This window comes from Kribbella sp. WER1 (assembly GCF_054189145.1).
Genome location: NZ_CM135186.1, coordinates 5,472,599 through 5,497,713, shown reverse-complemented (window position 1 = coordinate 5,497,713; position 25,115 = coordinate 5,472,599). Strand labels below are relative to the sequence as shown.

General features: G+C 69.6%; 19 protein-coding genes. 6 read left to right on the top strand and 13 right to left on the bottom strand.

The window, feature by feature from the left end:
• Positions 1 to 98 precede the first annotated feature (98 nt).
• The 3 genes from ACXJJ3_RS26645 to ACXJJ3_RS26635 form a co-directional block, all read right to left on the bottom strand.
• Entirely contained in the window at positions 99 to 3,734 is a 3,636-nt protein-coding gene (locus ACXJJ3_RS26645; RefSeq protein ID WP_458164578.1) for a S8 family serine peptidase, read from the bottom strand.
• A gap of 176 nt (positions 3,735 to 3,910) precedes the next feature.
• Entirely contained in the window at positions 3,911 to 4,873 is a 963-nt protein-coding gene (locus ACXJJ3_RS26640) for an LLM class F420-dependent oxidoreductase (RefSeq protein WP_458164577.1), read from the bottom strand.
• An 82-nt stretch (positions 4,874 to 4,955) separates the two neighbouring features.
• Positions 4,956 to 6,773: a S8 family serine peptidase gene (locus ACXJJ3_RS26635; RefSeq protein WP_458164576.1), complete on the bottom strand. Its 1,818-nt coding sequence runs from the start codon at positions 6,771 to 6,773 to the stop codon at positions 4,956 to 4,958.
• Positions 6,774 to 6,776: 3 nt separating this feature from the next.
• Between ACXJJ3_RS26635 and ACXJJ3_RS26630 the strand changes: the two genes are divergently transcribed.
• Positions 6,777 to 7,562, top strand: a complete 786-nt coding sequence (locus ACXJJ3_RS26630; protein WP_458164575.1) for a hypothetical protein — start codon at positions 6,777 to 6,779, stop codon at positions 7,560 to 7,562.
• On the opposite strand, the gene ACXJJ3_RS26625 is transcribed toward ACXJJ3_RS26630, so the two are convergent.
• From ACXJJ3_RS26625 to ACXJJ3_RS26615, 3 genes are all read right to left on the bottom strand, one after another.
• Entirely contained in the window at positions 7,552 to 8,211 is a 660-nt protein-coding gene (locus ACXJJ3_RS26625) for a hypothetical protein (protein ID WP_458164574.1), read from the bottom strand. The two genes, ACXJJ3_RS26630 and ACXJJ3_RS26625, sit on opposite strands and share 11 nt — an antisense overlap.
• Positions 8,212 to 8,280: 69 nt before the next feature.
• Positions 8,281 to 9,198 carry a GlxA family transcriptional regulator gene (locus ACXJJ3_RS26620; protein WP_458164573.1) on the bottom strand — a complete coding sequence of 306 codons (918 nt, stop codon included), beginning with the start codon at positions 9,196 to 9,198 and terminating at the stop codon, positions 8,281 to 8,283.
• A 4-nt stretch (positions 9,199 to 9,202) separates the two neighbouring features.
• Positions 9,203 to 9,802, bottom strand: a complete 600-nt coding sequence (locus ACXJJ3_RS26615; protein WP_458164572.1) for an isochorismatase family protein — start codon at positions 9,800 to 9,802, stop codon at positions 9,203 to 9,205.
• Positions 9,803 to 9,980: 178 nt separating this feature from the next.
• Here ACXJJ3_RS26615 and ACXJJ3_RS26610 point away from each other — a divergent pair, with 178 nt between their 5' ends.
• On the top strand, positions 9,981 to 11,225 hold the full coding sequence (locus ACXJJ3_RS26610; protein WP_458164571.1) for an aldose epimerase family protein: 1,245 nt from the start codon (positions 9,981 to 9,983) through the stop codon (positions 11,223 to 11,225).
• Positions 11,226 to 11,264: 39 nt separating this feature from the next.
• On the opposite strand, the gene ACXJJ3_RS26605 is transcribed toward ACXJJ3_RS26610, so the two are convergent.
• Positions 11,265 to 12,047: an SDR family NAD(P)-dependent oxidoreductase gene (locus ACXJJ3_RS26605; RefSeq protein ID WP_458164570.1), complete on the bottom strand. Its 783-nt coding sequence runs from the start codon at positions 12,045 to 12,047 to the stop codon at positions 11,265 to 11,267.
• A gap of 102 nt (positions 12,048 to 12,149) precedes the next feature.
• Here ACXJJ3_RS26605 and ACXJJ3_RS26600 point away from each other — a divergent pair, with 102 nt between their 5' ends.
• On the top strand, positions 12,150 to 12,728 hold the full coding sequence (locus tag ACXJJ3_RS26600) for a TetR/AcrR family transcriptional regulator (RefSeq protein WP_458164569.1): 579 nt from the start codon (positions 12,150 to 12,152) through the stop codon (positions 12,726 to 12,728).
• Between the two features lie 58 nt (positions 12,729 to 12,786).
• Positions 12,787 to 13,986 carry a cytochrome P450 gene (locus ACXJJ3_RS26595; RefSeq protein ID WP_458164568.1) on the top strand — a complete coding sequence of 400 codons (1,200 nt, stop codon included), beginning with the start codon at positions 12,787 to 12,789 and terminating at the stop codon, positions 13,984 to 13,986.
• Positions 13,987 to 14,008: 22 nt separating this feature from the next.
• Here ACXJJ3_RS26595 and ACXJJ3_RS26590 read toward each other — a convergent pair whose 3' ends face one another.
• Positions 14,009 to 15,358, bottom strand: coding sequence for a hypothetical protein (locus ACXJJ3_RS26590; protein ID WP_458164567.1), 1,350 nt, complete (start codon positions 15,356 to 15,358; stop codon positions 14,009 to 14,011).
• A gap of 245 nt (positions 15,359 to 15,603) precedes the next feature.
• On the opposite strand from ACXJJ3_RS26590, the gene ACXJJ3_RS26585 reads away from it, so the two are divergent.
• Positions 15,604 to 17,001 carry a sensor histidine kinase gene (locus ACXJJ3_RS26585; protein ID WP_458164566.1) on the top strand — a complete coding sequence of 466 codons (1,398 nt, stop codon included), beginning with the start codon at positions 15,604 to 15,606 and terminating at the stop codon, positions 16,999 to 17,001.
• A gap of 65 nt (positions 17,002 to 17,066) precedes the next feature.
• Here the strand turns inward: ACXJJ3_RS26585 and ACXJJ3_RS26580 are convergent, their stop codons facing one another.
• The 4 genes from ACXJJ3_RS26580 to ACXJJ3_RS26565 are packed head-to-tail and all read right to left on the bottom strand — an operon-like array spanning position 17,067 to position 21,317.
• The gene (locus ACXJJ3_RS26580) at positions 17,067 to 18,158 is read right to left on the bottom strand and encodes a Gfo/Idh/MocA family protein (protein WP_458164565.1); all 1,092 of its coding nucleotides are present in this window, start codon (positions 18,156 to 18,158) and stop codon (positions 17,067 to 17,069) included.
• A gap of 40 nt (positions 18,159 to 18,198) precedes the next feature.
• Positions 18,199 to 19,500 (bottom strand): ABC transporter substrate-binding protein, encoded by a 1,302-nt coding sequence (locus ACXJJ3_RS26575; RefSeq protein ID WP_458164564.1) that lies wholly within the window; start codon positions 19,498 to 19,500, stop codon positions 18,199 to 18,201.
• A 19-nt stretch (positions 19,501 to 19,519) separates the two neighbouring features.
• Entirely contained in the window at positions 19,520 to 20,404 is an 885-nt protein-coding gene (locus tag ACXJJ3_RS26570; protein WP_458164563.1) for a carbohydrate ABC transporter permease, read from the bottom strand.
• Positions 20,394 to 21,317: a carbohydrate ABC transporter permease gene (locus ACXJJ3_RS26565; RefSeq protein ID WP_458164562.1), complete on the bottom strand. Its 924-nt coding sequence runs from the start codon at positions 21,315 to 21,317 to the stop codon at positions 20,394 to 20,396. The genes ACXJJ3_RS26570 and ACXJJ3_RS26565 overlap by 11 nt, the downstream gene beginning before the upstream one ends.
• Positions 21,318 to 21,466: 149 nt before the next feature.
• Here ACXJJ3_RS26565 and ACXJJ3_RS26560 point away from each other — a divergent pair, with 149 nt between their 5' ends.
• Entirely contained in the window at positions 21,467 to 23,113 is a 1,647-nt protein-coding gene (locus ACXJJ3_RS26560) for a hypothetical protein (protein ID WP_458164561.1), read from the top strand.
• Here the strand turns inward: ACXJJ3_RS26560 and ACXJJ3_RS26555 are convergent.
• Entirely contained in the window at positions 23,110 to 24,957 is a 1,848-nt protein-coding gene (locus ACXJJ3_RS26555; protein WP_458164560.1) for a hypothetical protein, read from the bottom strand. The genes ACXJJ3_RS26560 and ACXJJ3_RS26555 overlap by 4 nt on opposite strands.
• Positions 24,958 to 25,115: the final 158 nt, after the last annotated feature.

The window sequence follows — 25,115 nt, the reverse complement described above, 5'->3', positions numbered from 1 at the left end:
CCATGACCGGCGCGCCAGCCCCCACCCCTCCCTTGGCGCGCCCCTGGCGACGCCACGGAGCAATCCCCCCGGCTCCGTGGCGTCGCCCTTTTTAACGTTCAGTTCCAGGCGCGGTCGATCGTCTGGGTGATGCTGTTGCCGATCAGGTCGGCGGCGGTTACCCGGATACTCGGGTAGGAACCGGCCGGAACACGTGTTCGGAAAGTTCCGAAACCGAGCAGCGGGAGTTTCTGCCAGGTCTTCCCGTCGAAGGAAATCTCTGCGCTGGTTCGGAAAACGCCGATTCCGCGCACCCCGGGCTGGTACCGCGGCGTCAGCTCGAGCCACCCGTCGGTGTGCTTGTAGTCGACCTGGACCAGCGGCAGGACGGCGGTGCTCTTCGACGGCGCCGACAGGAAATGCCATCGGGTGTGCGTCGACGTGGACGTCTTCGCCCAGCTGTTCGGCCCGCGCTGCAGGTCGAGCGTCAGGTCGTACCAGGCCGCCTTCGCCGGGACCGCGAACTGCGCGACCGACCAGTTCTTGCTGCCCAGCTGCACCCCGTTGCTGCTCAGCGTCATGCTCGTCACGTCACCGCGATCCGCCCAGCCGAACACGCTCCGGTCCCCGCTGACGTACTGCGGAATCGCGATCCGCAACGCGTTCTCGAACCGCGCCGGCGGCCACCCCTGCGCCACGTCACCCGGCGCATCGGACAACCCCGGTACGGCGGGACGCGTCAGCGGCTGCCACCACCCGCGCGTGACCTGCTCGCCCGGCTTGTACGACCGCGGGATCGTCGACTCGAAGCCGGTCTCGTTCCACTCACCCGCCGACGTCTGCTCGTCCCACGTCACGCCCTTCACGTCCGTGACGAGGTAGTCGGTCCGCTTGACCGCGGCCGCCACCGAACGCGACGCGGTCAGCCCCGTCGCGATCCCGGGCAGATGCGCGACCCGCTTGTCGCTGTGCAGCCAGAACGCGTCGTTCTGCTGGAAGTCCGTCGTCACGACGGCCGGGTTCATCTTCGCGACGTCGTACGTGAGGCCGCCCTTGACGACCGACGGGCCGAGCGCGACGTCGTACCGGTAGGTGCTGTCGCGGACGCCGCTCAGCTGCAGCGACACCGGGCCGTTGGAGAGGGCGTCGAGCAGTTGCTTTCCCTGCACGGACTGCAGGATGTAGACGGGGATGCCCTGCTCGGTCGCGGTGCTCCACCAGCCGGGCGCCGCGTTGTACAGGAACACCACCTTGGCGCCGGCCGCCTTCGCCGCCTGCACCTGCGCGACGGTCGCGGAGTAGCCGCCCCACCGGACCAGCGCGATGCCGTCCTTGCTGGCGGCAAGCTCCGCGGGGGTGCCGTCGCCGCCGTTCGACAGCGGCAGGCTGCCGTTGCCGACGTACACGCTCCGCGACGAGCCGGGGCCCGGGGTCGGGAGTTTGCCGGTGCCGGGCAGGTCGACGGTCAGCTGCGGCTGCGCCAGGTCCCAGCGCTGCACGACCTGGAAGGTGCCATCGGCAACCTTCCCGAAGTCCTGCACGTACACGCCGTTCGCGATCTTGCCGTTGAACGACCAACCGGAGACTGCGTCCCGGTCGCCGACCTTGCGGTGCCAGGCCAGACCGATGCTCTGCGCGTCGGCCGGGCGCGGGGTCTTGATCGTCACCTTGTGCGCGGTCCGGGCGTCGAACGTGAACGTCCGGTCGCCGTCGATCCACGCGTCCGGGTCGCCGAGCAGTGTCAGCGAGTTCGCCCAGTTGGCCTCGTCGCCGCCGACCGCGTACGCCATCACGCTGTAGCGCCCGGTCGGTACCGAGAGCGTGCGGCTGCCGGTCTGGTCGAACGCGATCGAGGTGACGTCGCCGGTGTCCTGGTTCCACAGCTGCACGCCGCTCGCGCCGGCCTTCGTGGTGGCGGGCTGCCCGTCGCGGCCGATCGCCTTCACGGTCACCTGGTTCAGCCGCCCACCGGCCGCGAACCCGAGCCCGGTCCGGTACGCCGCTCCCCCGGCCTTCGCGGTCAGTACGCCGGCGTAGTTGCCGGCTCGCGTCTTCGCCAGATCGAGCGTGACGGTTGCAGCCGCCGTACCGCCGGCCGGGATCGTCAGCCGGGCCGGGCTGACCGTGAGCCCTGCCGGTACGCCGGCCGCGGACTGCGCGCCGACCGACAACGTCAGCGTCACCGGCCGGTTCGAGTTGTTGCGGTAAGCAACGGACCGCTCGACCGGCGCGGGGGCGGCCGCACCGGTCCAGGACAGGTCGCCGAAGAACAGCGTCGCGGCGTCCGGCAGCACCTTCGGGTCGAGCGCGTTCGGGATGTCGATCCGGCCGAGCCCCTGCTGGTCGGTCCGCGCGCCCGCGGACGGTACGGCGGTGGACGCGAGCGCGGCCTTCAACTGCGGGCCGGTCCAGTCCGGGTGCCGTTCCGCGAGGATGGCGGCGGCACCGGCGACGTGCGGGGTGGCCATCGACGTACCGCTCATCGCGGTGTAGTACTGGCCGAGCACGTGGCCCTGCTCGGTCCCGGCCGCGCGGGCGGCCGCGATCTCGACGCCCGGGGCGGTGACCTCGGGCTTCAGTGCGCCGTCGCCGAGGCGCGGGCCGCGGCTGGAGAAGTTCGCGAGCTTGTCGTTCTGGTCGACGGCGCCGACGGTCAGCGCCTCGGACGCAGCGCCGGGCGAGCCGACGGTCTGCTCGGCGCCGGAGTTGCCGGCCGCGATCACGAACAGCGCGCCGCTGGACCTGGCCAGCCGGTCGACCGCCTCGCTCATCGGGTCGGTGCCGTCGGACGGCAGCCCGCCGAGGCTCATGCTGATCACCTTCGCGCCCTGCTGGACGGCCCACTCCATGCCGGCGATCGCCTCGGAGTCGGTACCGCTGCCGCCGTTGTCGAGCACCTTGCCGATCAGCAGCTCCGCGCCGGGCGCAACGCCCTTCCGCTTGCCGTCGGACGCCGTACCGAGGCCGGCCACGATCGATGCGGTGTGCGTGCCGTGACCGTGTCCGTCCTGGACGGCCTGGTCCGGGACGAAGCTCTCGGACGCGACGACCTGCTTGGCGAGGTCGGGGTGCCCGGCGTCGTACCCGGTGTCGAGGACGGCGACCTTCACGCCGTGGCCGTCGTACCCCTGCTTCCAGGCGGTCGGCGCACCGATCTGCGGCATCGACTGCTCGTCGGTGGCGTGCGTCCGGCCGTCGAGCCAGATCTTGCTGACCTCGCTCGACTTGAACGTTGCCGGACCGCTGACGCCGTTCCAGAACGTCTTCGCGTCGGACTTCTGCACGGAGACCGCGGTGCTCCCGACGCTGGGGAGGGTACGGCGGACCGTGGCGGTCATGCTCCAGACGGCCGGGGCGGCGCCGGTGACGAGCAGCGGAAGCGTGGAGCTGCTCGCGTCGTCGTACCCCTGGGCGGCCAGCTCCGTCAGGTTGAACAGGCGCTTGTCGAGGCGGCCCGCGGAGAACAGCGGGTACGCCTCGGCCGGGATCAGCGTGACCTCGCCGTCGAACGTGCCGAAGTAGTACGGCTCGTCGCCGAGCAGCCGGGCCGAGACCTGGCCGGCCGAGTTCGTGCTCAGTTCGGCGACGTCGCCGGTGACGAGCGTGATGCGCTTGCTGGTCGCACCGGGCGTCGCCTGGACGCCCGGTGCGGTGCCGGCGGGTGGTCCTGCCTGCGCGGCGGTCGGCAGTAACAGGGAACCGACGACCGTCGCGGCGAGCAGACCCGTAGCGGCCCGGGACAATCGGGAAAACACAGGCGGACACCTCCCGATGCCCCGACCCACGCGAGGCCATCGCCAGAACCCTCACAGTCCCCCGAACCCCCAGTCCACCACTCCCACTGACCTACATCCGCCATGACCGGATCTGGTCACTTTGAGAACCCACCAACCACAAATCTCGCGCCGAAATGGTTGGTGGGTTCTCAAAGTCAGGCGAAGCGCTTGGCGATGCGCTCGGCGCGCTCCAGCAGGTCGAGGTCGTAGGCTACGCCGGGGACGTAGAAGATGACGTAGTCGGCGCCGGCCTCCAGGACCGCCTCGACCTTGTCCGCGATCTCGTCCTCGGTTGCGATCAGGTTGTCCCGGTCGAACTTCTCCCGGTCCATCGGCCCGAGTGCCTTCGCGGTCGCCTTCTGCGGGTCGTCGCCCTTGTCGATCGGGAAGATGTTGAAGTTCGTCGACTTGATGATCTCGTCGTAGTCCCGGCCGACCTTCTGGCAGTGGCCGCGGAGGATGTCCGCCTTCTCCTTGAACAGCTCCGGCTTGCCGCCGCCGATGTTCGCGGCGTCGGCGTACTGCGCGACCAGCTTCAGCGTCACCTTCGGGCCGCCGCCGCCGATCCAGAAGCTCGGGTGCGGCTTGCGGACGCCCTTCGGCTCGTTGATCGGCGCGTCGATCGAGTAGTACTTGCCGTTGTAGACCGGCTTGTCCTCGGTCCACATCTTGTAGATGATCTCGGTGGCCTCGCGGAACGCCGCCATCCGCTGCGGGATGTCGGTCCACTCGTAGCCGTACGCCTTCCACTCGTGCTCGTACCAGCCCGCGCCGATCCCGGCGTACAGCCGGCCGTGGCTGGCGACGTCGACGGTGGAGGCGATCTTCGCGTACAGCGCCGGGTTCCGGTACCCGTTGCAGCCGACCATCTGGCCGATGTTCACCCGCTTGGTGTCGCGGGCCAGCGCGGCGGTCGCGCTCCAGCACTCGAACGTGGTGTTGTCACTCGGCTCCGGCACCGTGTGGAAGTGGTCGAACAGCCAGATCGAGTCCCAGGACTGCTCGTCGGCCCGCTTCGCGACCGCGGTCATCGCCTCCCACTGCTCGATCGGATCCGCAATGCCCGCCAGATCCATCTTCCAGCCCTGCGGTACGAAAACCCCGAAACGTGTAGTCATGCCGCCATCCTTTCGGGGGATGGCGGCATCGGTCCATGAATACGAGTGCTGAATTCGTTCTCAATCGGACCACTACGACTTCTTAATTCGCGTCCAGTACTCCGGCTCCCGAGCCCGGCTCGCTCCGGTGCACGGCCTTGGCCGCGAGCAGGGCGTTCAGGGCCACCGGGGCGAGGCGACCGCCGAACTGCTGCCGGGTCAGCGCGGCCACACCTGCGGCGGTCGGCGCGGACGCCGACGTACCGAAGAAGCGGCAGGCGCCCTCGGTCGTGGTCGGGCAGGTGCCGGAGCCGAAGCCACCCGCGCCGCTGACGGACTCACCGTCGCCGGCCAGCCAGTTCGGTGCCGGGAAGCTCAGCGCGCCGCCGCCCGGGATGCCCTTGCACGGACCGGGCTTGCCGCCGGGGCACCGGGTCGTGGTCACCAGCTGCACGGGACCGGCGGCGCTGTACGGCTCCACCGGCGAGGTCTTCGGGTCGGTCGACACGCTCGCGTTCACGGCGCCCGCGCTGGTGGCGAAGATCGTGTAGTTCGAGTCCGGGTTCAGCGAACCGGCCGCGTCGGTCGGGTCGAGGGTCTGGACACCGGCCGCCAGCGCGCGCCAGCGGAGGTCCAGGATCGGCGCCTTGCGGGCGGTCGACGTACCGGCCACGTTCACGACCAGCTTCACCGGCTGCGCCGCGCCGGTCGTGTTGAAGTAGTCGAACTGCTCGATCGTGTCGCCGACGCCGTTGGCCTGCACGTTCGTGCTGGAGGCGAGGCACTTGGTGCCGGTGGCGTCCATCAGGTACAGGTTCAGGTCGGTGAACCCGCCCTGGCCGGCGGTCGGGTAGATCGCCCGCGGCTCGCTCCACTGCAGCGTCGGCCGGATCCCGGCGCCGGGCAGCAGGTTCAGGTCGTACGTCGTGTCGTTGCCGCGCAGCTTCACCACGTTGTCGGGGTTCTTCGAGCAGCCGGTGTACGGTCCGGTGACGCCGTCGGGGCCTTTGCCGGTGCCGACAGCGGTCACCCGCGGGGCGTGCCGGTTGCCGAGGTTGCCGGACGACGAGCTGACCCAGATGCCGTGCTTGGCGAGGGCCTCGGCCGTTGCGGCGCCGAGGCCCTGCTGGAACACCGGCTCGTCGTCGAGCGCGATGTCCTCCGCGATCATCGTGACGCCGGCGTTGGCCAGTACGTGGAACGCCTGGAAGTAGTCGGCGTTCGTGTCCAGCGTGCTCGCGAACGCCAGCTTCGCGTCCGGCGCCATGTCGTGAATGATCTCCATCATCGCGGTGCCCTCGTCGTCGTCGTACGACGCACTCCGCAGCACCTGCGTGTCCGGAGGCAGCTCGCCCGCCGCGATCGCCTCCGCGACGTGGTCGGCATCGCCGGAGATCACGCCGACCTTCTGGCCTCGGCCGGTCAGCCCGCGCGCCTGGGCCTTGTCCGCCTGGTGCAGCTGGACGCCCTCGGCGGTGACCGGGCCGACGTCGACCGCGGGCCGCAGCGCCGGGCGCAGCGCGCTGACCCAGCCGAGCGCGGCGACCGCGTCGAGCTTGTCGTACGGGACGGTGGCCGAGACCAGGCCGGTGGTCGGCAGGTCGATGCTGCTCTTGAAATCGGCGGCGTTCTTCTCGACGGTGGCGCCGAGCGCGGTCAGCTGGTCCTGCTGGGCGGCGGTGATCGGAGCGGCGGCGTACACCTGGACGCCGATCCGGCCGTTGCTCTCGACACCCATCGCCCGGGCCGCCACGCCTGCCTGCTTCGCGGCGGCGGCCTTGGCGGCGTCCCGGAGCATCGACGGCACCTTCGCGGCGGCGTTCGGGTCGGCTGCCGGGCCCTGCGGTGCGGCGGTCGCCGGGGCAACCATCGCCAGCGGAACCATCAGCATGATGCTGCTCAACACATAGCGGAGCTTCATTCGGTGAGTCCTCTCCCCCTCCTGAGCGGTCGCGACCCACAGTCATCTACCCACCAACCAGCTGTCCAGACCTGGCGTCTACCGATCCGAGGAGGCTTCATCATCGAGACCACGAAGTTCGACCAACTGTTCACGTCCGCGGCGCCGCTGATCGCCGCCGGCACCCACCACCGCGAGCCCGTCCCCCGCGAGGGCGGCCGCTGGCCGTTGTCGGTCGTCCTCCGGCCCGCCGAGGCACGGGTGCTGGACGCCCTCACCCAGGAGGCAGCCGCGCTCGCCGGTCCCCACCACTGGCAGACCGGCCAGCTGGGCTCGGCCCACCTGACCGTACGAGCGCTGGAGCCCCGCCGCGAAAACATCCCCACCGACGACCCGGCCGCCACCCGCTACCGGTCCGCCCTCACCCGCGCCGGCACCCACCTCGCCGACGCCGGTGCACAGCACGCCCCCACCGAAGGGGCAGCGACGTTCCGGATTACCGGTCTCACCCTCACTCCGGGGACCGTGATGGCGTGCGCCGAGCCCGTCGGCCCGGCCGCCGGCACCTTCAGCGACCGGCTGACCACCGAACTCGGGGCAGATGCCTGGTACGAGACCGAGCGCCGCGACATCTGGTACCTCAACCTGCTGCACTTCACCGGCGACATCACCCGCCCGGCCGCCCTGATCGACTGGGTCGCGGCCCGGCGCGCGACCCCCTACGGAACGGTCGCTGTTCACACCCCGGAGTTGGTGCGCGCCGAGCTCACGACCGGACCGCGGCCGCACATGCGGTTGATCAGCTGGTGATCTTCGCGGCCGCCTGGCGGGCGAGCCTGTCGAAGTTGGGCGCCGGTACGCCGGGGCCCATCTCGCGGAAGGCGAGCACCGACACGGTCCGGCCCTTGAGCGTGACCGCGTACGGGAAGCCGCCGGCCTCGCTGCCCGGGTCGTTCGGCTTCGGGTAGTCGTACCAACGGATCACCTGGGTGAGGTCCCCGGAGGCGCCCTTCACGACCCGGTTCTCGGTGATCTTCCGCGCGTGCGTCGGCGCCGGCTTGCTGTACGTGCAGGTCTTCAGCGTCGCGATCACCGAGTTGTAGGCCGCCCGCGCGCTCGCGGCGTTCGCGTACCGGCTCACGTACTGCGCGCCGTACGCGTCCATCTCGTCGGTGAACCCACGCGCCATCCGGGCCGCCACGTGCTTGCCCTCGGTCGAGGCCGGGCCGCAGTACGTCGACGGCAGGACTCCCCTGTCCACCTGCCGGCTCCAGTCGCGGCGGGCGTCGGCCTGCTTCACCTGTCCGACGGTCAGCAGTTGCGAACGGCTCAGCGCCGTCGCACTCGTGGTGGCCGCGCCGGCCCCCTGCGTCGCCAGCAGGCTGAGCCCCACGGCCAGTGTCGCGGTCGCCGCACCGGTCGCGACCACCCCGCGACGGATGCCCCGAGCAACCTTCATGGTTCGTCCCCCTCGTTCGATCGGTTGTCCCTGGTAGACGACCGCTCCGGAGGAAAAGTTGGTTCCGGTCTAGACGGACGCGCGGGACCGCAGCCGGCGGAGCATCCGCGGATCCTCGAACCCGACCGACCGCGCCGCGGACTCGACGGTGCTGCCGTGGCCGATCAGGTGCTCGGCCCGTTCCACCCGGAGCAGCTGCTGGTAGCGCAGCGGCGTGAGGCCGGTCGCGGTGGTGAAGATCCGGGTCAGCGTGCGTTCGCTGACGCCGACGTCGCCGGCCAGTTCGGCGAGCGGGAGCTTGTCGGCGTACCGGGCGTCGATGACGTCCTGGACGCGGTGCGCGAGGTCGTTGAGGTGGTCACGGTGCCGGAGCATCGCGGACTCCTGCAGTTCGTCGCCGTTCCGCCGGGCGTAGACGACCATCTCCCGCGCCACCCGGGCGGCCGCCTCGGCGCCGCGGCCGACCGCGACCAGGTGCAGAGCGAGGTCGATCCCGCTGGCGATGCCGGCGGAGGTGATCACCCGGTCGTCCTCGACGTACAGCACGTCCCGGACGATGGTCGCCCGCGGATATCGGGCGGCCAGCTCGTCGGTGAGGTCGTGGTGGGTGGTGAACCGCCGCCCGTCGAGCAGTCCGGCCCAGCCGAGCGCGTCGGCGCCGGAGCAGACGCTCGCGACCGTCCCGCCGGCCGCGTGGTGCGCCCGCAGCCGGCGCCGGAACTCCAGCCCGATCGGCGGCTCCGGTGACAACCGCGGCGACCGCCACCCCGGTACGACGATCAGGTCGCCGGGCTCCAGCTCCGGCCACTCCGACTGCGTGCGCAACGGCACGCCCTGCGCGGTCGCGACCTCGTCGGACTCGGCCACGTACGACACGTCGTAGCCGTACCCGAAGTCGTTCGCGGTCGTGAACACCTGCGCCGGGCCGGCCAGATCCAGCAAGTGGAGCCGCGGCACCAGTACGAAGACCACGCGGGTGGGGCGCATTCGGTCAGGATGCCACGGGTATGGCGGTCAGCTCGTCGAGGGTCCGGATCGTCGCGAACCGGCCGGCCAGTGCGTACTCCGTGCGCTCGGTGACCTGGTCCGCCGACAGCGTCCGCGGGTCGGCGAGGATCTCCTCGACCGACGCCTGCTCGCGGATCGACCAGTGCGCGAGCGCCATCGTCGCGGTCGCCTCGGTGACGAACACGACGTCGTACCCGAGGTCCGACCCGACCCGGGCGGTGGTCTCACAGCACTGCTCGGTGCGAATCCCGCAGACAACGATTTCGGAAACACTTTCCTGGGTGAGAAGTTGCTGCAGATTCGTTGTGGTGAAGGCGTTGTGCGACGTTTTCCGGATCACCGGCTCGGCCGGCAGCGGTTCGAGTCCGTCGAGCAGCCGGACGTGTCCCTCGGCCGGGTCGAACGCGCCACCGGTCCCGGGTTCGGTGTGCAGCACCCACACCACCAGCTCGTCCCGGTCGCGGGCAGCACGGACCAGGCGCTGGACCCGGTCGGCGATGTCGGGGTGGTTCACCAGCTGCCAGTTCGGGCGGACCCGGAACGATTCCTGGACGTCGATCACGATCAGTGCGGTTCGGCTCATGACCCCATCGTGCGCGTGCACCGGCGTACCGCTGAAGGCTCGATCGGGGCGGATAGCGGAACGATCCGGTCACCGCTGAGAGATCGGACGAATTCGAACCGTTACGAACTGTTCCACACACCGGTACAGCGCGCTTATCGTGCCCAGGTCAGGTTCTACAACGATTGAGGGGATTGCGATGCCCGATCACCTGCCCCGCCGCCAGGTCCTGCGGACCGCCGGCGCCCTGGGCCTCGGTGCCGCCGCCGCGGGCGCTCTCAGCAGCACCGCGGAAGCGGCCACCCGAACCGCCACCCAAGCCAGTACCGGCACTGGTACGCCGGATAAGTTGGCGGCCATGGGCGCACACCACGGCAAGCTCGAGATCCGCAAGGACCCGTTCGGTACCACCCCCGACGGCCAAGGGGTGGACGTCTACACGTTCACCAACGGCCGGGTGACGATCTCGATGCTGACCTGGGGCGCGACCCTGCAGCGGATCGAGACCCCGGACCGCCGCGGCCGGACCGAGAACATCAGCCTCGGCTTCGACAACCTGCCGGACTACGCGAAGCTCAGCCCGTACTTCGGCGCCACCATCGGCCGGTACGGCAACCGGATCGCCAAGGGCAAGTTCACGCTCGACGGGACGGCGTACCAGATCCCGGTCAACAACGGCGAGAACGCGTTGCACGGCGGCACGATCGGCTTCGACAAGAAGGTCTGGACGGCGAAGGTCGTCCAGGACGACTCGTCGGTCGGCGTCGCATTCACCTACGTCAGCCCGGACGGCGAGATGGGCTTCCCCGGTGAGCTCACCAACACCGTCACGTACACGCTCGACACCCGCGACAGCCTGCGGATCGACTACCACGCGACGGTCGCCGGCAAGCCGACGATCGTGAACCTCACCAACCACTGCTACTTCAACCTGCTCGGCGAGGGCAACGGCACGATCTACGACCACGTGCTCGAGCTGAACGCGCCGAAGTACACGCCGGTGGACGTGAACCTGATCCCGACCGGCGAGCTCGCCCCGGTCGCCGGTACGCCGTTCGACTTCAGCCGGCCGACCGCGATCGGCGCCCGGCTCCGCGGCGACCACGAGCAGCTGGTGTTCGGGCGCGGGTACGACCACAACTTCGTGCTCGGCGGCGAGCCGGACAAGAACGGCCTCCGGCTCGCCGGACGCTTCTGGGAGCCGGAGCACGGCCGCACCATCGAGGTCCACACCGACCAGCCCGGCGTGCAGTTCTACAGCGGCAACTTCCTCGACGGCACGTTCCTCGGCATCGGGAAGAAGGCCTACCGCCAGGGCGACGCGTTCGCCTTCGAGACCCAGCACTTCCCGGACTCGCCGAACCACCCCAACTTCCCGTCCACCGTCCTCCGCCCCGGCGAGACGTACAAGTCGACCACCGTCTACTCCTTCGGCACCAAGTAGCCGATCGCGAACCGCCGTACCTCCAGCAGGTACGGCGGTTCAGGCCGTCTTCACGCTGCCGCCGTCGATCAGGTAGTCCGCGCCGACGATGCTCGCGGTCACCGGCGAGCACAGCTGCACGACGAGGGCGGCCACCTCGGCCGGCTCGATCAGCCGGCCGGTGAGCATGCCCGTCTGCTGCGGCAGCGCGGCGAGCAGGGCGTCGTGCGGTACGCCGAGCGTCCGCGCGAGCTGGCCGCCGTACCTGGCCGGATCCGTCAACAACGCGGTCCGCACCGGGCCGGGTGACACCGTGTTCACCCGCACGCCTTGCGGGCCGAACTCCTCGGCGAGGGCCTTCCCGAGCGCGGTCAGCGCAGCCTTCGCGGTCGTGTACGGCGCCGGGCCGTTCGCCGGCACCCGGGCGCTGTTCGACGACACGTTGACGATCGCGCCGGAACGCCGGAGCAGACTCGGCAGCGCGGCCCGGGTCGTCCGTACGGTCGCGAAGTAGTTCACCTCGAACAGCTGCCGCCACGCCTCGTCGTCGAGGTTCAGGAACCCGGCCGCCAGCTCCCCGTCACCACCGCCGACGTTGTTCACCAGCAGGTCCAGCTCCCCCACCTCGGCGAGCGCCGCCGCCACCGCCCGCTCCGGCCCGTCCGCAGCGGCGAGATCCGCCGGTACGACGAACGCGCCGGTGTCACGCAACTCCGGCGTGGCCGTCCGCGCGACCGCGACCACCCGCGCGCCCTCCGCCAGCAACTGCTCCACGACCGCGAGCCCGATCCCCCGGCTGGCCCCGGTGACGAGCGCCGTCTTGTCCTTCAACTGCAGATCCATGGCAACCCCTCTTGCATCTTGACTGACGCCTTAAAGCTACTACTTGCAACAGATATGTCGCAAGTAGCTCGCAAGAGAGGACAAGCGGGTAGTCTCTGACCCATGACCGCCCGACCCCTGCGCAGCGACGCCGAGCGGACCGTGCGGACCATCCTCGAGTCCGCCGAGCGGGTCCTGAACCGGAACCCGTCCGCCTCGATGGAGGAGATCGCCACCGCGGCCGGCGTCGCCCGGACGACCGTGCACCGGCGGTTCGCCACCCGCGAGGCGCTGGTCACCACGATGAAGACCTGGGCGTCCCGCCAGCTCGCGAGCGCTGTTGACGAGGCCCGCTTCGACACCGCGCCGCCGCTGGTCGCGCTCTACCAGGCGACCGCCAACGCCCTCGAGGTCAAGCTGTCCTGGGGCTTCTCGATGAACAGCGCGCTGGCCGCGAGCTCCGAGAGCGACGAGATCATGGCCGGCGTCGTTGCCTCCTGCGACCGCCTCTTCGCCCGCCTGCAGGAGGCAGGCGTACTGCGCGACGACGTCGACCTGATCTGGGTCCGCCGCGTGTACTACGCCCTCCTCCACGAGGTCGCCCAGAACGGCGACGCCGACCAGACCGGCATCGACACCCTCGCCACCCAGGTCGTCGACACCCTCCTGCACGGCGCGGGCACCCCGACCGCACAGCTGTAACCCGCCGACGCGCCGACAGCGCAGGCAAGGGTTACCTAAGTTTGCCTAGGGTCGAACCATGGATCCGGTCTTGCAGATTCCGTTCGAGGACGCGTTTCGGTTCGATCCGTCGCCGACGTTCGAGGAGCTCCGCGAAGGGCGGCCGGTCGCCCGGGTGCGGACGCTGGCCGGCGCCGAGGTCTGGCTGGTGACGCGGTACGACGACGTGAAGCTCGTGCTGGGCGACCCGAGGTTCTCGCGGGCCGCGGTGGTGAAGCAGGGCGCGCCGCGGGTGGCGCTCGCCAAGCCGATGCCGAACAGCCTGACCACCACCGACCCACCGGAGCACACCCGCCTCCGACGGTTGGTCGTACCAACGTTCGCGCATCGGAAGATCGAGCGCACCCGGCCGTGGGTCGCGGAGCTGTCCGCCCAGCTCGCCGACGACGTCGCGCGGGCCGGCGACGGCGCGGACATCCGGCAGCTGGTCGCGCTGCCGTTGCCGATCCAGGTGATCTGCCAGCTGCTCGGCGTACCGTATGCGGACCGGGCGCAGTTCCGGGAGTGGACCGAGCTCGGCTACAGCATGAAGATGGCCGAGAAGGACCTGGTCGAGGACGCGATGACCAACCTGACCGCGTACATCGAGGACCTGGTCACGCGGAAGCTCGCGGACACCGACGCGCCGCCCGAGGACCTGCTCGACGAGCTGGTGCGAGCGCGCGAAGAAGGCGACCGGCTCAGCCAGGAGGAATTGATTGCCTTCGGCGTGAACCTGCTCGTCGCGGGCCACGAGACGTCGGCGAACCAGATCTCCAGCTGTGTCGCGACATTGCTGCGCTGGCCGCAGAACTGGGCGCGTCTCGTCGAGGAGCCGGACCTGGTCCCGTCGGCGATCGAGGAGTTGCTGCGGTTCAACAGGTTCAGCGAGGTCGGTCAGCTTCGGGTGGCGCTCGAGGACATCGAGCTGCACGGCGTACAGATCAAGGCCGGCGAAGGCGTCATGGCCGCGCTGAATTCGGCGAACCGGGACCCGCGCGCGTACGACGCCCCGGACGACCTTCGGATCGACCGGAAGGACAACAAGCACCTGTCCTTCGGGTACGGGCCGCACTTCTGTCTCGGCGCCCAACTGGCGCGGATCGAGCTGCAGGAATCCCTGCTGGCGTTGGCACGCCGCTTCCCGCGGATGCGTCTCGCGAAGCCGGCCGAAGAGCTCGAATGGCGCCGCGTCCTCGTCAGCGGTCTCGCGGAACTGCCGGTGAACCTCAACCTCTGAGGTCCACCGGCAGCACCCGCGACTAGTTCTGCGACGCGAACAGAACGCCGTGCTCGGTCTCGTACTGCTCGATGAACCGGGACGCCATCGGCTCGCTGCAGTTGACCGCGGTCGCGAGGTTCTTCGCGGTCCGCTCGTGACCCTCCGGCCAGTCGGCCAGCATGTTCCACGCGCGGGTGCGCTTCTTCTCGAGATCGGTCGGCTCGGCCGCTTCCTCCTCGGCCGGCTCGGCCTTCGGAGCACTGATCAGCGCCGGCGGTTGCGGGTCGGCCGGGCCGGCGAACGGCGACGGCGGCTTCGGCTTCTCCACCAGCGGTTCCGCCTTCGGCTGCGGGGCGAACGGCTTCAGGCTGCTGCTCGCCGTACCGTTCACGACGTGCTGCGGCTCGCTCTCGTCCTCGACCACGACGGCCTCGGACACGTTCCCGCTGTCGGTGTCGGGCTGGTCGACGATCGCCATCAGCTCACCGGTCCAGGCGTCGTCGTCGCGCAGCCCCACGCCGGTGCCGTCGGCGCGGCGCGGCTGCCCGCCCTCGAGCACCCACACCGCCGCCGGTACGGCGGGCCGCTCGTCGGACTGCTCCGGCGGCGGCGAGATCGCCTTGGTCAGCTTGTTCGTGATGACCTCGTAGTTGATCCGCTCCTCGAGCATCCCGGCCAGCCGGTCCGGGTCGTACGTCGTCTCGGCGATCTTCGCCAGCCGCTCGTCCTGGTGCTCGGACCGGATGTACTCCGCGACCGTCCCGGCGATCGCCTCGCGGCGGCTCCGGTTCCGGATCTGGTGGTGCGCCGCGCGCAGGCTTTCGTAGAGCGTGTAGCCGTGCTCGATCGCCAGCGAACGGGCCAGCCAGGTGACCCGCGGCTCGCGGGCCCACTGGACGAGGCCGTACACCGGGCCGGTGTCGCGCATCTGCCCGGCACGACGCAGTGCGTCGCGGCGCCGGGCCGAGCTGTGGATCAGCCAGAGCACGTATGCGAACGCGGACAGGCCGCCGAAGCCGAAGGCCAGGAACCGCTCCTCCGGGCGCCAGTGCCCGACTACGTTGAACACGACCGCGACCAGTGCGGCGAAGAACGACATCGCGCGGTACGCGTAGGCCTGCTCGCCCTTGCGCCGGCGCAGGTCGGCGAGCGCCGCGGTGGCGACACCGCCGAGCTCGAGCACCGCGACCGCGGGCGTGACGAGGATGATCTTGAGCAACGTCGAGAAACCGTCGCTCGGCCAGGGGATATGGGTCACGCCGGCCCAGACTTGGCCGACCAGCGCCGCGGCTGCCGCGGTCGCGTAGAAAGCGTAGGCGACTTTGTCCGCACCGGTGAGGGGTACGTTGACCAGTTCGCCAGTACTGGTTGTGCTGGTGTTCTCCTGCAAGACGTGCTCTCCTGACCGGTTTGGGCTCTCCGGCAGTTCGTCGGGTGGGTGGGTGCGGCGGCCCCCATAGCGCGCTGCAAGAGGCTACCGGTTTCCGGCCCCGAACGGGGAGGCGAAATCCGGAAACGTCTCGAACGTCCCCGGTCTTGCCCCACTTCTAACCTCACAATTCAAACGACTGGATTCCCAGGAAGGTCACAGGAAATGTGAAGCGGGCGTCCAACGGCGGCACGGATGCTGGGTTTATGAGGGTTGCGGCACGGTCCCTGAGCGTCCGGGTCGCGGCGGCGATGGTGGCGCTGGTCGCGGTGGTGAGTATCGCGATCGGCGGACTGACGACCGCCGCGATCAGCTCGTACCTGACCCGGCAACTCGACGGGAAAGTCGCGGCCGCGCAGGGCCGGGCGATCGGCGCGCTGCACAACGGCGGCCCGCCACCGGACTCGCCGCACGGCCAGGACGCCGGCACCGTCACCGTCTACGTCCAGGCGTCCGAGGCGGTCGGCACCGTGATCACCTCCGACGGCCAGCTCACCCAATTGTCCGATCAGGCGGTCAAGGTCCTCGACCAGTCGGCCACCGGCCAGAGCAGTACGGTCGACCTTCCGGACCTCGGCACGTACCGCGTGCGCGCCTCCACCGTCGGCGCGATCACCGTCATCGCCGGCCTGCCCACAAAGGACATCCAGAACACCGTCAACAGCCTGATCGGGTGGGAGGTGCTCTTCGGCGGCGTCGGCGTTCTCGCCGCAGGCGGCGTCGCGATCTTCGTCGTACGACGGCAACTCCGGCCGCTGCGCCGGGTCGCGCAGACCGCCCGCGAGGTCGCCGCGCTGCCGTTGGACACCGGCGAGATCGGCGTCACCGCGCGGGTGCCGGACCAGCTCACCGACGAACGGACCGAGGTCGGCTCGGTCGCGGTCGCGCTGAACACGTTGCTCGGCCACATGGAGGACGCGCTCGACGCCCGGCACCGCAGCGAGCAGCAGGTCCGGCAGTTCGTCGCGGACGCGTCGCACGAGCTCCGGACGCCGCTCACCACGATCCACGGGTACGCCCAACTCAGCCTGCGTCAGCAGGACCCCGAGCTGTTCACGCACGCGATGGGCAAGGTGATGGTCGAGACCACGCGGATGGCGTCGCTGGTCGAGGACCTGCTGCTGCTCGCCCGACTGGACGCCGGCCGGCCGCTCGACCGCCGCCCGGTCGACCTGTCCCGGCTGGCCCGGGACTCGGTCGCCGACGCCGAGATCGTTGCCCCGAGCCACCATTGGGAGCTCGCGCTGCCGGGCGACCCGACGGTCGTCGTCGGCGACGAGCAACGCCTGCACCAGGTCGTCACCAACCTACTCACGAACGCCCGCCGGCACACTCCCGCCGGTACGACGGTCACCGTGGCCGTGCGGCGCCTCGACCACACCGCCGTACTCACCGTCCACGACGACGGCCCCGGCATTCCCGCCGACCTGCTCCCGAACGTCTTCCAGCGCTTCACCCGCGCCGACACCGCCCGCACCCGCGCCACCGGCGGCAGCGGACTCGGCCTCTCACTCGCCGAGTCCATCGCCCACGCCCACGCCGGCACCCTGACCCTCACCTCCAAGCCCGGCAGCACGACGTTCAGCCTCGCCTTGCCGGTGTGATGGCGGACCGCCACGCCATCACAATCGCCTGCCGGCGACGCCGGCAGGCGGGGAAGGCCTCTCACCTACGAATTGTGATGGCCTGGCGGTCGGGTCCACGGCGCGCCCACCTCGGAGAACAGCGCCAGCTCGTCGGAGGCGCGGTCGATCCAGGTCTCCACGTCGCGCAGGATCGGGCGGCGGTCCAGGCCTTCGCCGTCCCAGTCGATCAGGTCGGGGCGGATCTCGATCGGGTCCGCGGCCGTCCGGACCGCCTCGACGACGCGGGTGAAGCCGCCGGTCGCGTGCAGCGGGACGTACAGCGGCACGGTCGGGTCGGCTCGATGGGCGAGCAGGTTCTCGAGGAGGTCCGCGCGGCCGTACAACGTGTCGTCGATCAGGTCGGACTGGTACGTGAGCACCGCGCGGCCCTTCGAGCCGTGGACGATCACCGACGCCTCGAGGTGTTCGGTGGCGCAGAGCGTGACCGCGATCAGGATCGGCGTACCCCGGCTGGTCGTGATCCGGACCGAGGAGGTGTCGTCGGACTCGATCGGGTTCGCCCGGTACAGCTCGGTCTCGATCGAAGCGATGTCGTCGACGCCGGTCGACCCGTCCAGCAGCAGCGCGGCCGCGGTCGCGTGCGCGAGCGGGTTCGTGACCGCGCCGTCGACCACGTCGATGCCGTCCAGCCGGCGCCGGCCGGACCAGCGGGCCCGCTGGAAGTAGCGGGCCGTACGGACCCACTTCCCGGTCGCGCTAATCCCGCGGAGCTCGCCGAACTCGCCGTCCGCGATCCTCTGGGCGAGCGTGAGGGTGGCCTCCGAGGCCTGCGCCTGGAACCCGACCTGCAGCGCCCGCCCGGTCTCCTCGACCACCGCGGCCAGCTGCCCGAATTCGGCCAGCGACGCCGTCGGCGGCTTCTCCAGCAGTACGTCGGCGCCTGCGCGCATCGCCAGCTCCGCCAGCGGGACGTGCGTCTGGATCGGCGTACAGATCACCACCACGTCGACCTCGGTGGCGGCCAGCAGCTCGTCCAGGCCGGCGTACACCTGGACGCCGTCCGGGAGGTCGCCGCCGCCGCGCGGATCGGCGACCGCGACCAGTTCGGCCCCGGGCAGCCGGGTGACGTTACGGACATGGGAGGCTCCGTGGCCGTGGATTCCCACCACGGCCACGCGGGCCACCGTCATCGACAATCAGTTGCGGTCAGCAACACTATTTGAGCCCACCCTTGACCTCGTCCAGGAATGCCTTCGCGGCCGCATCCGGCGCCTGCCGCCCGAACAGTACCTCGGTCGTGTACCGCTGGATGATCTTCTCCACCTGACCGCCGCCGACCGGCGGCGCCGGGGACGGCTCACCGAGGTCCGCCTTGATGTCCTGGATGAACTTCGCGGTGGCCGCGTCGGCCGGCTGCAGCTTCGGCGTCACCTCGGCGCGGATGTCGGTGTTCGGCGGCACGCCCCGCTCGGCCAGCAGCACGTTCCCGGCCGCCGGGCTGTTCGCCAGGTAGTTGACGAACTCCGCGGCCTCCTTCTGGTGCTTCGACCGCGACGAGATCGACCAGAACATCGAGCCCTTGTAGTACGAGCCGTTGTCGGCGGACTTGCCGTCGACGCTGGGGATCCGCAGCAGCTTCAGCTGCTGGCCGGTCGCCTTGCTGAACGCCACCAGCTGGTTGCTCCAGATGAAGCTCATCGCGAGCTTCCCGGTCGCGAACGCGGACTGGTCGAGGGACGCGTTCATGTCCTGCGAGACGGCCTCCGCGGACGGGATCGCCTTGTCGTCGCGGAGCTTCAGGATGTACTTGAAGAAGTCGGTGGTCTGCTCCGGCGAGGCGCCGAGCTTGCCGTCCTTGGTCCACAGCGACTCGCCGTGCTGCCGGGCCCACAGGTTCAGGCCGGCCTCGTTCTGGCCGAGCGTGCCGGTGCCGGTGATCTTGCCGCCGGTCTTGGTGGTGATCTCCGCGGCGGTCTTGGCGAAGTCGTCCCAGGTCCAGGTGGTGTCGTCCGGGAGCGGTACGCCGGCGGTCTTGAACGCGGCCGGGTTGACGACCACCGCGAACGAGTTGATGCCGGCGTTCAGCCCGTACAGCCCGCCGTCGAACTCGCCGGCGCCGAGCGTGTCCGGCTCGAACTTGCCGGTGTCCAGGCCCTGCGCCTTCTTCAGGTCGAGCAGCGCGCCGCGGTCGGCGTACTCGCGCAGGTACTTCTCGTCCATCTGGATGATGTCCGGCGCGTCGTTCGCCGCGACCGTGGTGGCGAGCTTGTCCCAGTAGCCGGACCAGTCGCCGAACTCGCCCTTGATCGTGACGTTCGGATGGTCCTTCTGGTACGCGTCGATCACCTGCTGGGTGAGCTTGGTCCGGGTGTCCGATCCCCACCAGGTGAATCGGAGCGTGACCTTGCCGCCGTCCGCGGACGACGAACCGCCGCCGGAGTCGCCGCCGCACGCGCTCGCGGCCAGCAACGTGGTGGCCAGCGCCAGGGCCGTCAGGGCCCGGGGGATGTGCCTCATGGGATGCACCTTTCAGGGGTTACTTGATGCCGGTGGTCGCGATGCCCTTGATCAGGAACCGCTGGCCGAGCAGGAAGGCGAGGAAGACCGGCACCAGCGACACCACGGACATCGCGAACATCGATCCCCAGGACGAGCTGGAGGTCGAGTCGACGAACGACCGGAGTGCGATCGGCACGGTGTACATGTGCGGGTCGGTCAGGTAGATCAGCTGGCTGAAGAAGTCGTTCCAGGTCCAGATGAACGTGAAGATCGTCGTGGTCGCCAACGCCGGCACCATCAGCGGCAGGATGATCCGGAGGAAGATCGACGCCTTGCCGCAGCCGTCGATCCGGGCCGCCTCGTCCAGCTCGCGCGGGATGCCGCGGATGAACTGCACCATCAGGAAGACGAAGAACGCGTCGGTGGCGAGCAGCTTCGGCACGATCAGCGGCAGCACCGTGTTGATCCAGCCCAGCTTCGAGAACAGGATGTACTGCGGCACGATCACCACGTGGATCGGCAGCATGATGCTGAGCAGCATGATCCCGAACCAGAGCTTCTTCGCGGTGAACTCCAGCCGGGCGAACGCGTACGCCGCCATCGAGCAGGACACCAGGTTGCCGAGGATCGAGCCGAGGACCACCAGCGCGGAGTTCAGCAGGTACCGGGTAAACGGCTCGGTCAGCGCGTGCCAGCCGACCCGGTAGTTCTCGATCCGCAGGTCCTTCACCAGGATCCCCGGGTCGCGGAAGATCTCGTTGCCGGGCCGCAGCGAGCTGACCACCATCCAGATCACCGGGTAGAGCATCACCAGCGCCGAGCCGGCCAGCAGGACGTGGATCACCAGCGGCCGGATCCGGGCCCAGGTGAGCGCCGAGCCCCGGCGGGTGGCGACGGTACGGGACAGCGTCTCAGTCGTCATAGAACACCCAGTACTTCGAGGCGAAGAAGTTCGCGGCGGTGAAGACCCCGATGATCACGAGCAGGAACCACGCCATCGCGGAGGCGTAGCCCATGTCGAAGTTCCCGAAGCCCCGGTCGTAGAGGTACAGCGTGAAGAACATCGTCGAGTCCGACGGCCCGCCGCTGCCCCCGGAGACGACGAACGCCTGGGTGAACGACTGGAATGCGTGGATGATCTGCAGCACCAGGTTGAAGAACACGATCGGCGTCAGCAGTGGCAGCGTGATGCTGAAGAACCGGCGCAGGGTGCCGGCGCCGTCCACCGCGGCCGCCTCGTAGTACATCGACGGGATCTGTCTGAGTCCGGCAAGGAAGATCACCATCGGGGAGCCGAACGTCCAGACGTTCAGCACGACCAGCGTGCCGAGCGCCGTACTCGGGTCGGAAATCCAGCCTTTTCCGTGGATTCCGACGACGTCCAGGAGCTGGTTCAGCAGGCCGGTGGTGCCGAACACCTGCCGCCAGAGGATCGCGATCGCGACGCTGGAGCCGAGCAGTGACGGCAGGTAGAAGATGGATCGATAAAACGCCATTCCCCGGACACCCCGGTCCAGGACCACGGCGAGCAGCAGCGCAATCGTCAGTTGCAGCGGGACCGAGACGAACACGTAGGTGAACGTCACCTTCAGCGAGTTGTGCAGCCGCTGGTCGGACAGCATCCGGGTGAAGTTCTCCAGGCCGATCCACTTCGGCGCCTGGATCAGGTTGTAGTCCGTGAAGGACAGGTACAGCGAGGCCAGCATCGGCCCGATCGTGATCAGGAACAGCCCCAGCAACCAGGGCGCGAGGAAGAGGTAGCCGGCCAGGTTGTCCTTCTTCTGACCTGCGGTTTTCTTCCCCCGGAGGCTGCCGAGCTCACCCAGCGCACTCATCGTTCTCGTGACCTCCGGAGCAGCGGAAAATGGGCGGAAAGCGTTTGCTTTGGCCGGTGAAACTAGTACGAGAAACCGGTTTATGCAAGGGTTCGCAAGCCCGCCGAGGTGTCCGGATGCGGTCGTCTGCGGGGCTTGACTGTGATGAGGTGACAGCTGTGGACGACGACTTCCTGACGCTGCTGACGACGGCCAACGAGGCGCAGATCCCGCTGGCGCTCGCGAACCACCGGGACCCGGGCGACAGCGTCCGCGCGATCGCCCGGAACGCGCGCCGGCTGGTCTCCGGGTACGTGTGCAGCCGGTCGGCGTACCACCGGGACGCGGCGCTGCTCGGGCCGATCGGGTGGCTCGTCGAGCAGCTCGCTGTGCGGCAGCATGCGGACGGGCTGTACGACCTCGGCAATCTGCACTCGCCGCCGGACACCGCTTTCGTGATCCAGGACGTCTGCCTGCTGTACGCCCTGCTCGACGCGGACGCGCCGATCAGGAAAACGTTGTCGGAAATCGTTCGGAAAGCCGCTCCGGCGCTGGCCGCGGGCGGGGTACACACGCCGAACCACCGGTGGGAGGTGTCCGCGGCGCTGGCCCGGGCGAACCGCCTGTTCCCGGACCCGCGGTACGTCGCGCGGATCGAGGACTGGCTGGCCGAGGGCGTCGACGCGACGCGGGACGGCATCTACAGCGAGCGGAGTTCGACGTACGCGTCAGAGGTGACGAATCCGAGCCTGCTGACGATCGCCCGGCTGTGCGACAAGCCGGAGCTGGTCGAGTACGTACGCCGGAACCTCGAGATGACGCTGTATCTGCTCGAGCCGAACGGCGAGGTCGACACGACCGCCTCCCGGCGCCAGGACCAGAAGGGCGTCCGCGAGGTCTGGTGGTATCTGACCCAGTTCCGCGAACTCGCGCTGCACACCGGGGACGGCCGGTTCACGACCGTCGCCAAGAGCATCGAGGAGCGCGGGACAGGCGAGCTCGGCGACTTCCTGGCGGAGGTGCTGGAGCAGCCTTCGCTGGCCGCCGACCTCCCTTCAGCCGCGCCGGCGCCTGTCGACTTCATCCAGCACTACCCATCACAAGCGTCGGCTCGGGTACGGCGGGGCACCCGGACCGCGACGATCTTCGGCGGCACGGACTTCCACGACGTCCCTGTGATCGCCTCGGGGCTGTCCACGAACCCGACGTTCTTCAGGTTCCGCCAGGGCGCGGCGATCCTGGACTCGGTGCGGTTGTCGCCGCAGTTCTTCGGGACCGGGCACTTCCGCGCGGACGGGCTGCATCGCACCGGGCCTTCGACGTTCAAGCTGCAGCAGGAGGTACTGGCGCCGTACCACCTGCCGTTGCCGCCGGAGCGGCGGACGAGCGGGCGGTACGAGCTGACGCCGGACGGGCGGTTCTACTCGTCGATGGACTTCGAGCACCGGCCGCGGGACTACCGGTCGCTGCGGACCGGCGTCCGGGTCGACGAGGTGGCGGACGGGTTCGACCTCACGTTCGGCTTCGACGGGGACGAGACGGCGTACGCGATCGAGCTGTGTTTCCGGCCTGGAGGAACGCTTTCCGGAGTTTCCGAACTGGATGCTGATGGCAACTACCAGCTGGTGGCCGGGACCGGCAGCTACACGGTCGGCGAGGACCGGATCGAGTTCGGGCCGGGGAACGGGCCCGCCCGGGTCGCGATGGACCCGGGCGAGCAGTACACCTATCTGGGCGGCAACCTCACTCCGCACGGGCTGCGGGTGTACCTGACCGGCCGGACCTCGGACAGCCAGGTGCTGAGGCTCCGCGTTTAGGAAACCGTTCGTACAACGGTTTCCAGCGTGCCGTCGTGCGGGATGCGGAGCATGTGGATCCGGCGGCGGGCGTCGCGGAGATATGTCCGCGTCGACGTGCTGATGGTCGCCGGACGGCGGCTCGACCAGGTGATCGTGATCGTGGCCTTGCCGCGGCGGATCACCAGGCCGTCTGCCGTCGCGGTCCGGGTCTGGTTGTAGGGAACGGCGGTTCCGTCCGAGAAAACCACCTCGTCGCCGGGCTGCAGCACCAGCGGGATCTGCTCGGTGGCGGCACTCGTCGCCGTGACGCGGCGGCTGACGGAGTGCGGACCGACCAGCAGCTCGGTCGCCACCGCGCCGTCAGGCGTGTGGTAGCGGACCAGGTCCTTCGACAGGTAAGTCGCGACAAGGTTGCTCTCGGCATCAGCCTTGCCGCCGAGGACGGTGCCCCAGCACCCGGTGGCGGTCTGCTGCGCGTGGATCACGGTGCCCGCCACCGGATGCCAGAGGAACCCGGTGCCGGCCTTCACGCCGCTCCCCTGCCGGTTCCCGAAGAAGGCGCCGAGGTACAGCCCGGGACGGCGTACGTAGAGATAGTCCTGGTTGCCGTAGTCGTCGTGCCGCCGCTCGGTGAAGTTGTCGCTGCGCAGGTACGGCAGCCGGGCGATCGCGGCCCGCTTCGCGGCGCGGGACGGCATCGTCTCGCCGTACGGCGCGTGCGCGATGATCCGCGGCGAGGTGTCCTGTTTGGCGAGCGCGGGCACCGGCGCCGGGTCCGCGGCCCACGCCTGCCGGGACGCGGTCTGGTCCTCGTGGGAGGTGAAGAACGCCCCGAGATCCGGCGCGACCGGGACGAAGTGCGAGCCGAGGATCGTACGGTCCGGGTCCGGGATCACGTCGTCGTAGGAGGCCGCCGTGGTCCGGTCGGAGACCGCGTAGTACGTCAGCCAGCCCGAGCCGTCGGGCTCCCGGAGCAGGTTGTACCCGAACCAGTCCGCGAACCGGCGCGCCATCGTCGCGAGCTGCGGGTTCTTGGTGAGCAGGTACAGCTCGGCCAGCTCCGGGAGCATCACCTCGAAGTTGTAGTTGATGTCCATTCCCCGCGGGTCGTAGAAGAACCCGGCCGGGCTCTGCGCCCACTTCGCGAGGAAGCGGATCCGGTCCTGCAGCTTGAGCGACCGGTCGTGATCGGGCAGCAGCTTCAGCGTCAGCGCCGATCCGGCCACGCCCGCGGTCGCCTGGTTTGTGTACTCGAACGGGTCGTCCCAGACCACGGCGTTCCCGGGGTCGAGGTACCAGTCGACTCCCTTGCGCAGGGCAACTTCCAGCTGGGCCCGCCGGCTCGGCAGGACGTTCGCCTGCCGCAGGTTCGCCAGGGTTTTCGCCAGGTAACCGATTCCGAAACCGCTGGACGCCTTTCCTTGCTCGCCCGCGTGGTACTCCGGCCAGGACCCGTCCGGGTTCTGCAACCCGATGTAGTGCTGCAGCGCCGCGTCGAGCCGGCCGAGCAGCGCGTTGTCGCGGTAGTACGGGTTCCAGGCGCGCTTGTTCGCGTGGAACCAGCTCAGCGTGAAAACGTGTTCCTGGACGCGCGAGTTGTACGGCTGGGCGGGCGTCCGCCACCAGCCGCCACCCATGAACCCGTACGGGTCGGTGTCGACGATGTCGTTCACCATCGGCGCCAGGATCACCAGGTACGGCGCGAACCGTTGCTCCCCCGGCGCGAACAGCCGGCGGTCCGGCGCCCCGGGCGGCAGCGCGGCCAGTGGCGGGAGTCCTGCGGCGCGGGCGGGTAGCGACATCGACGTCATCGTAGAGGCGGCAACAGCACCGAGCAGGACGGTGCGGCGTTTCAGAGACATAGCGGATCTCCTCGCTGCGATCGGACTGCGGCGAGTTTTCTGCGCGGCGCGGCGGCTGGTCAAGACCTCGGGCAGTGATAATTCGGATTACCAGTGGAATCGACCTCTTGACGGGCGTCGACGGACTGTTCTACGGTTCCCGGCAATCCGTATTACCG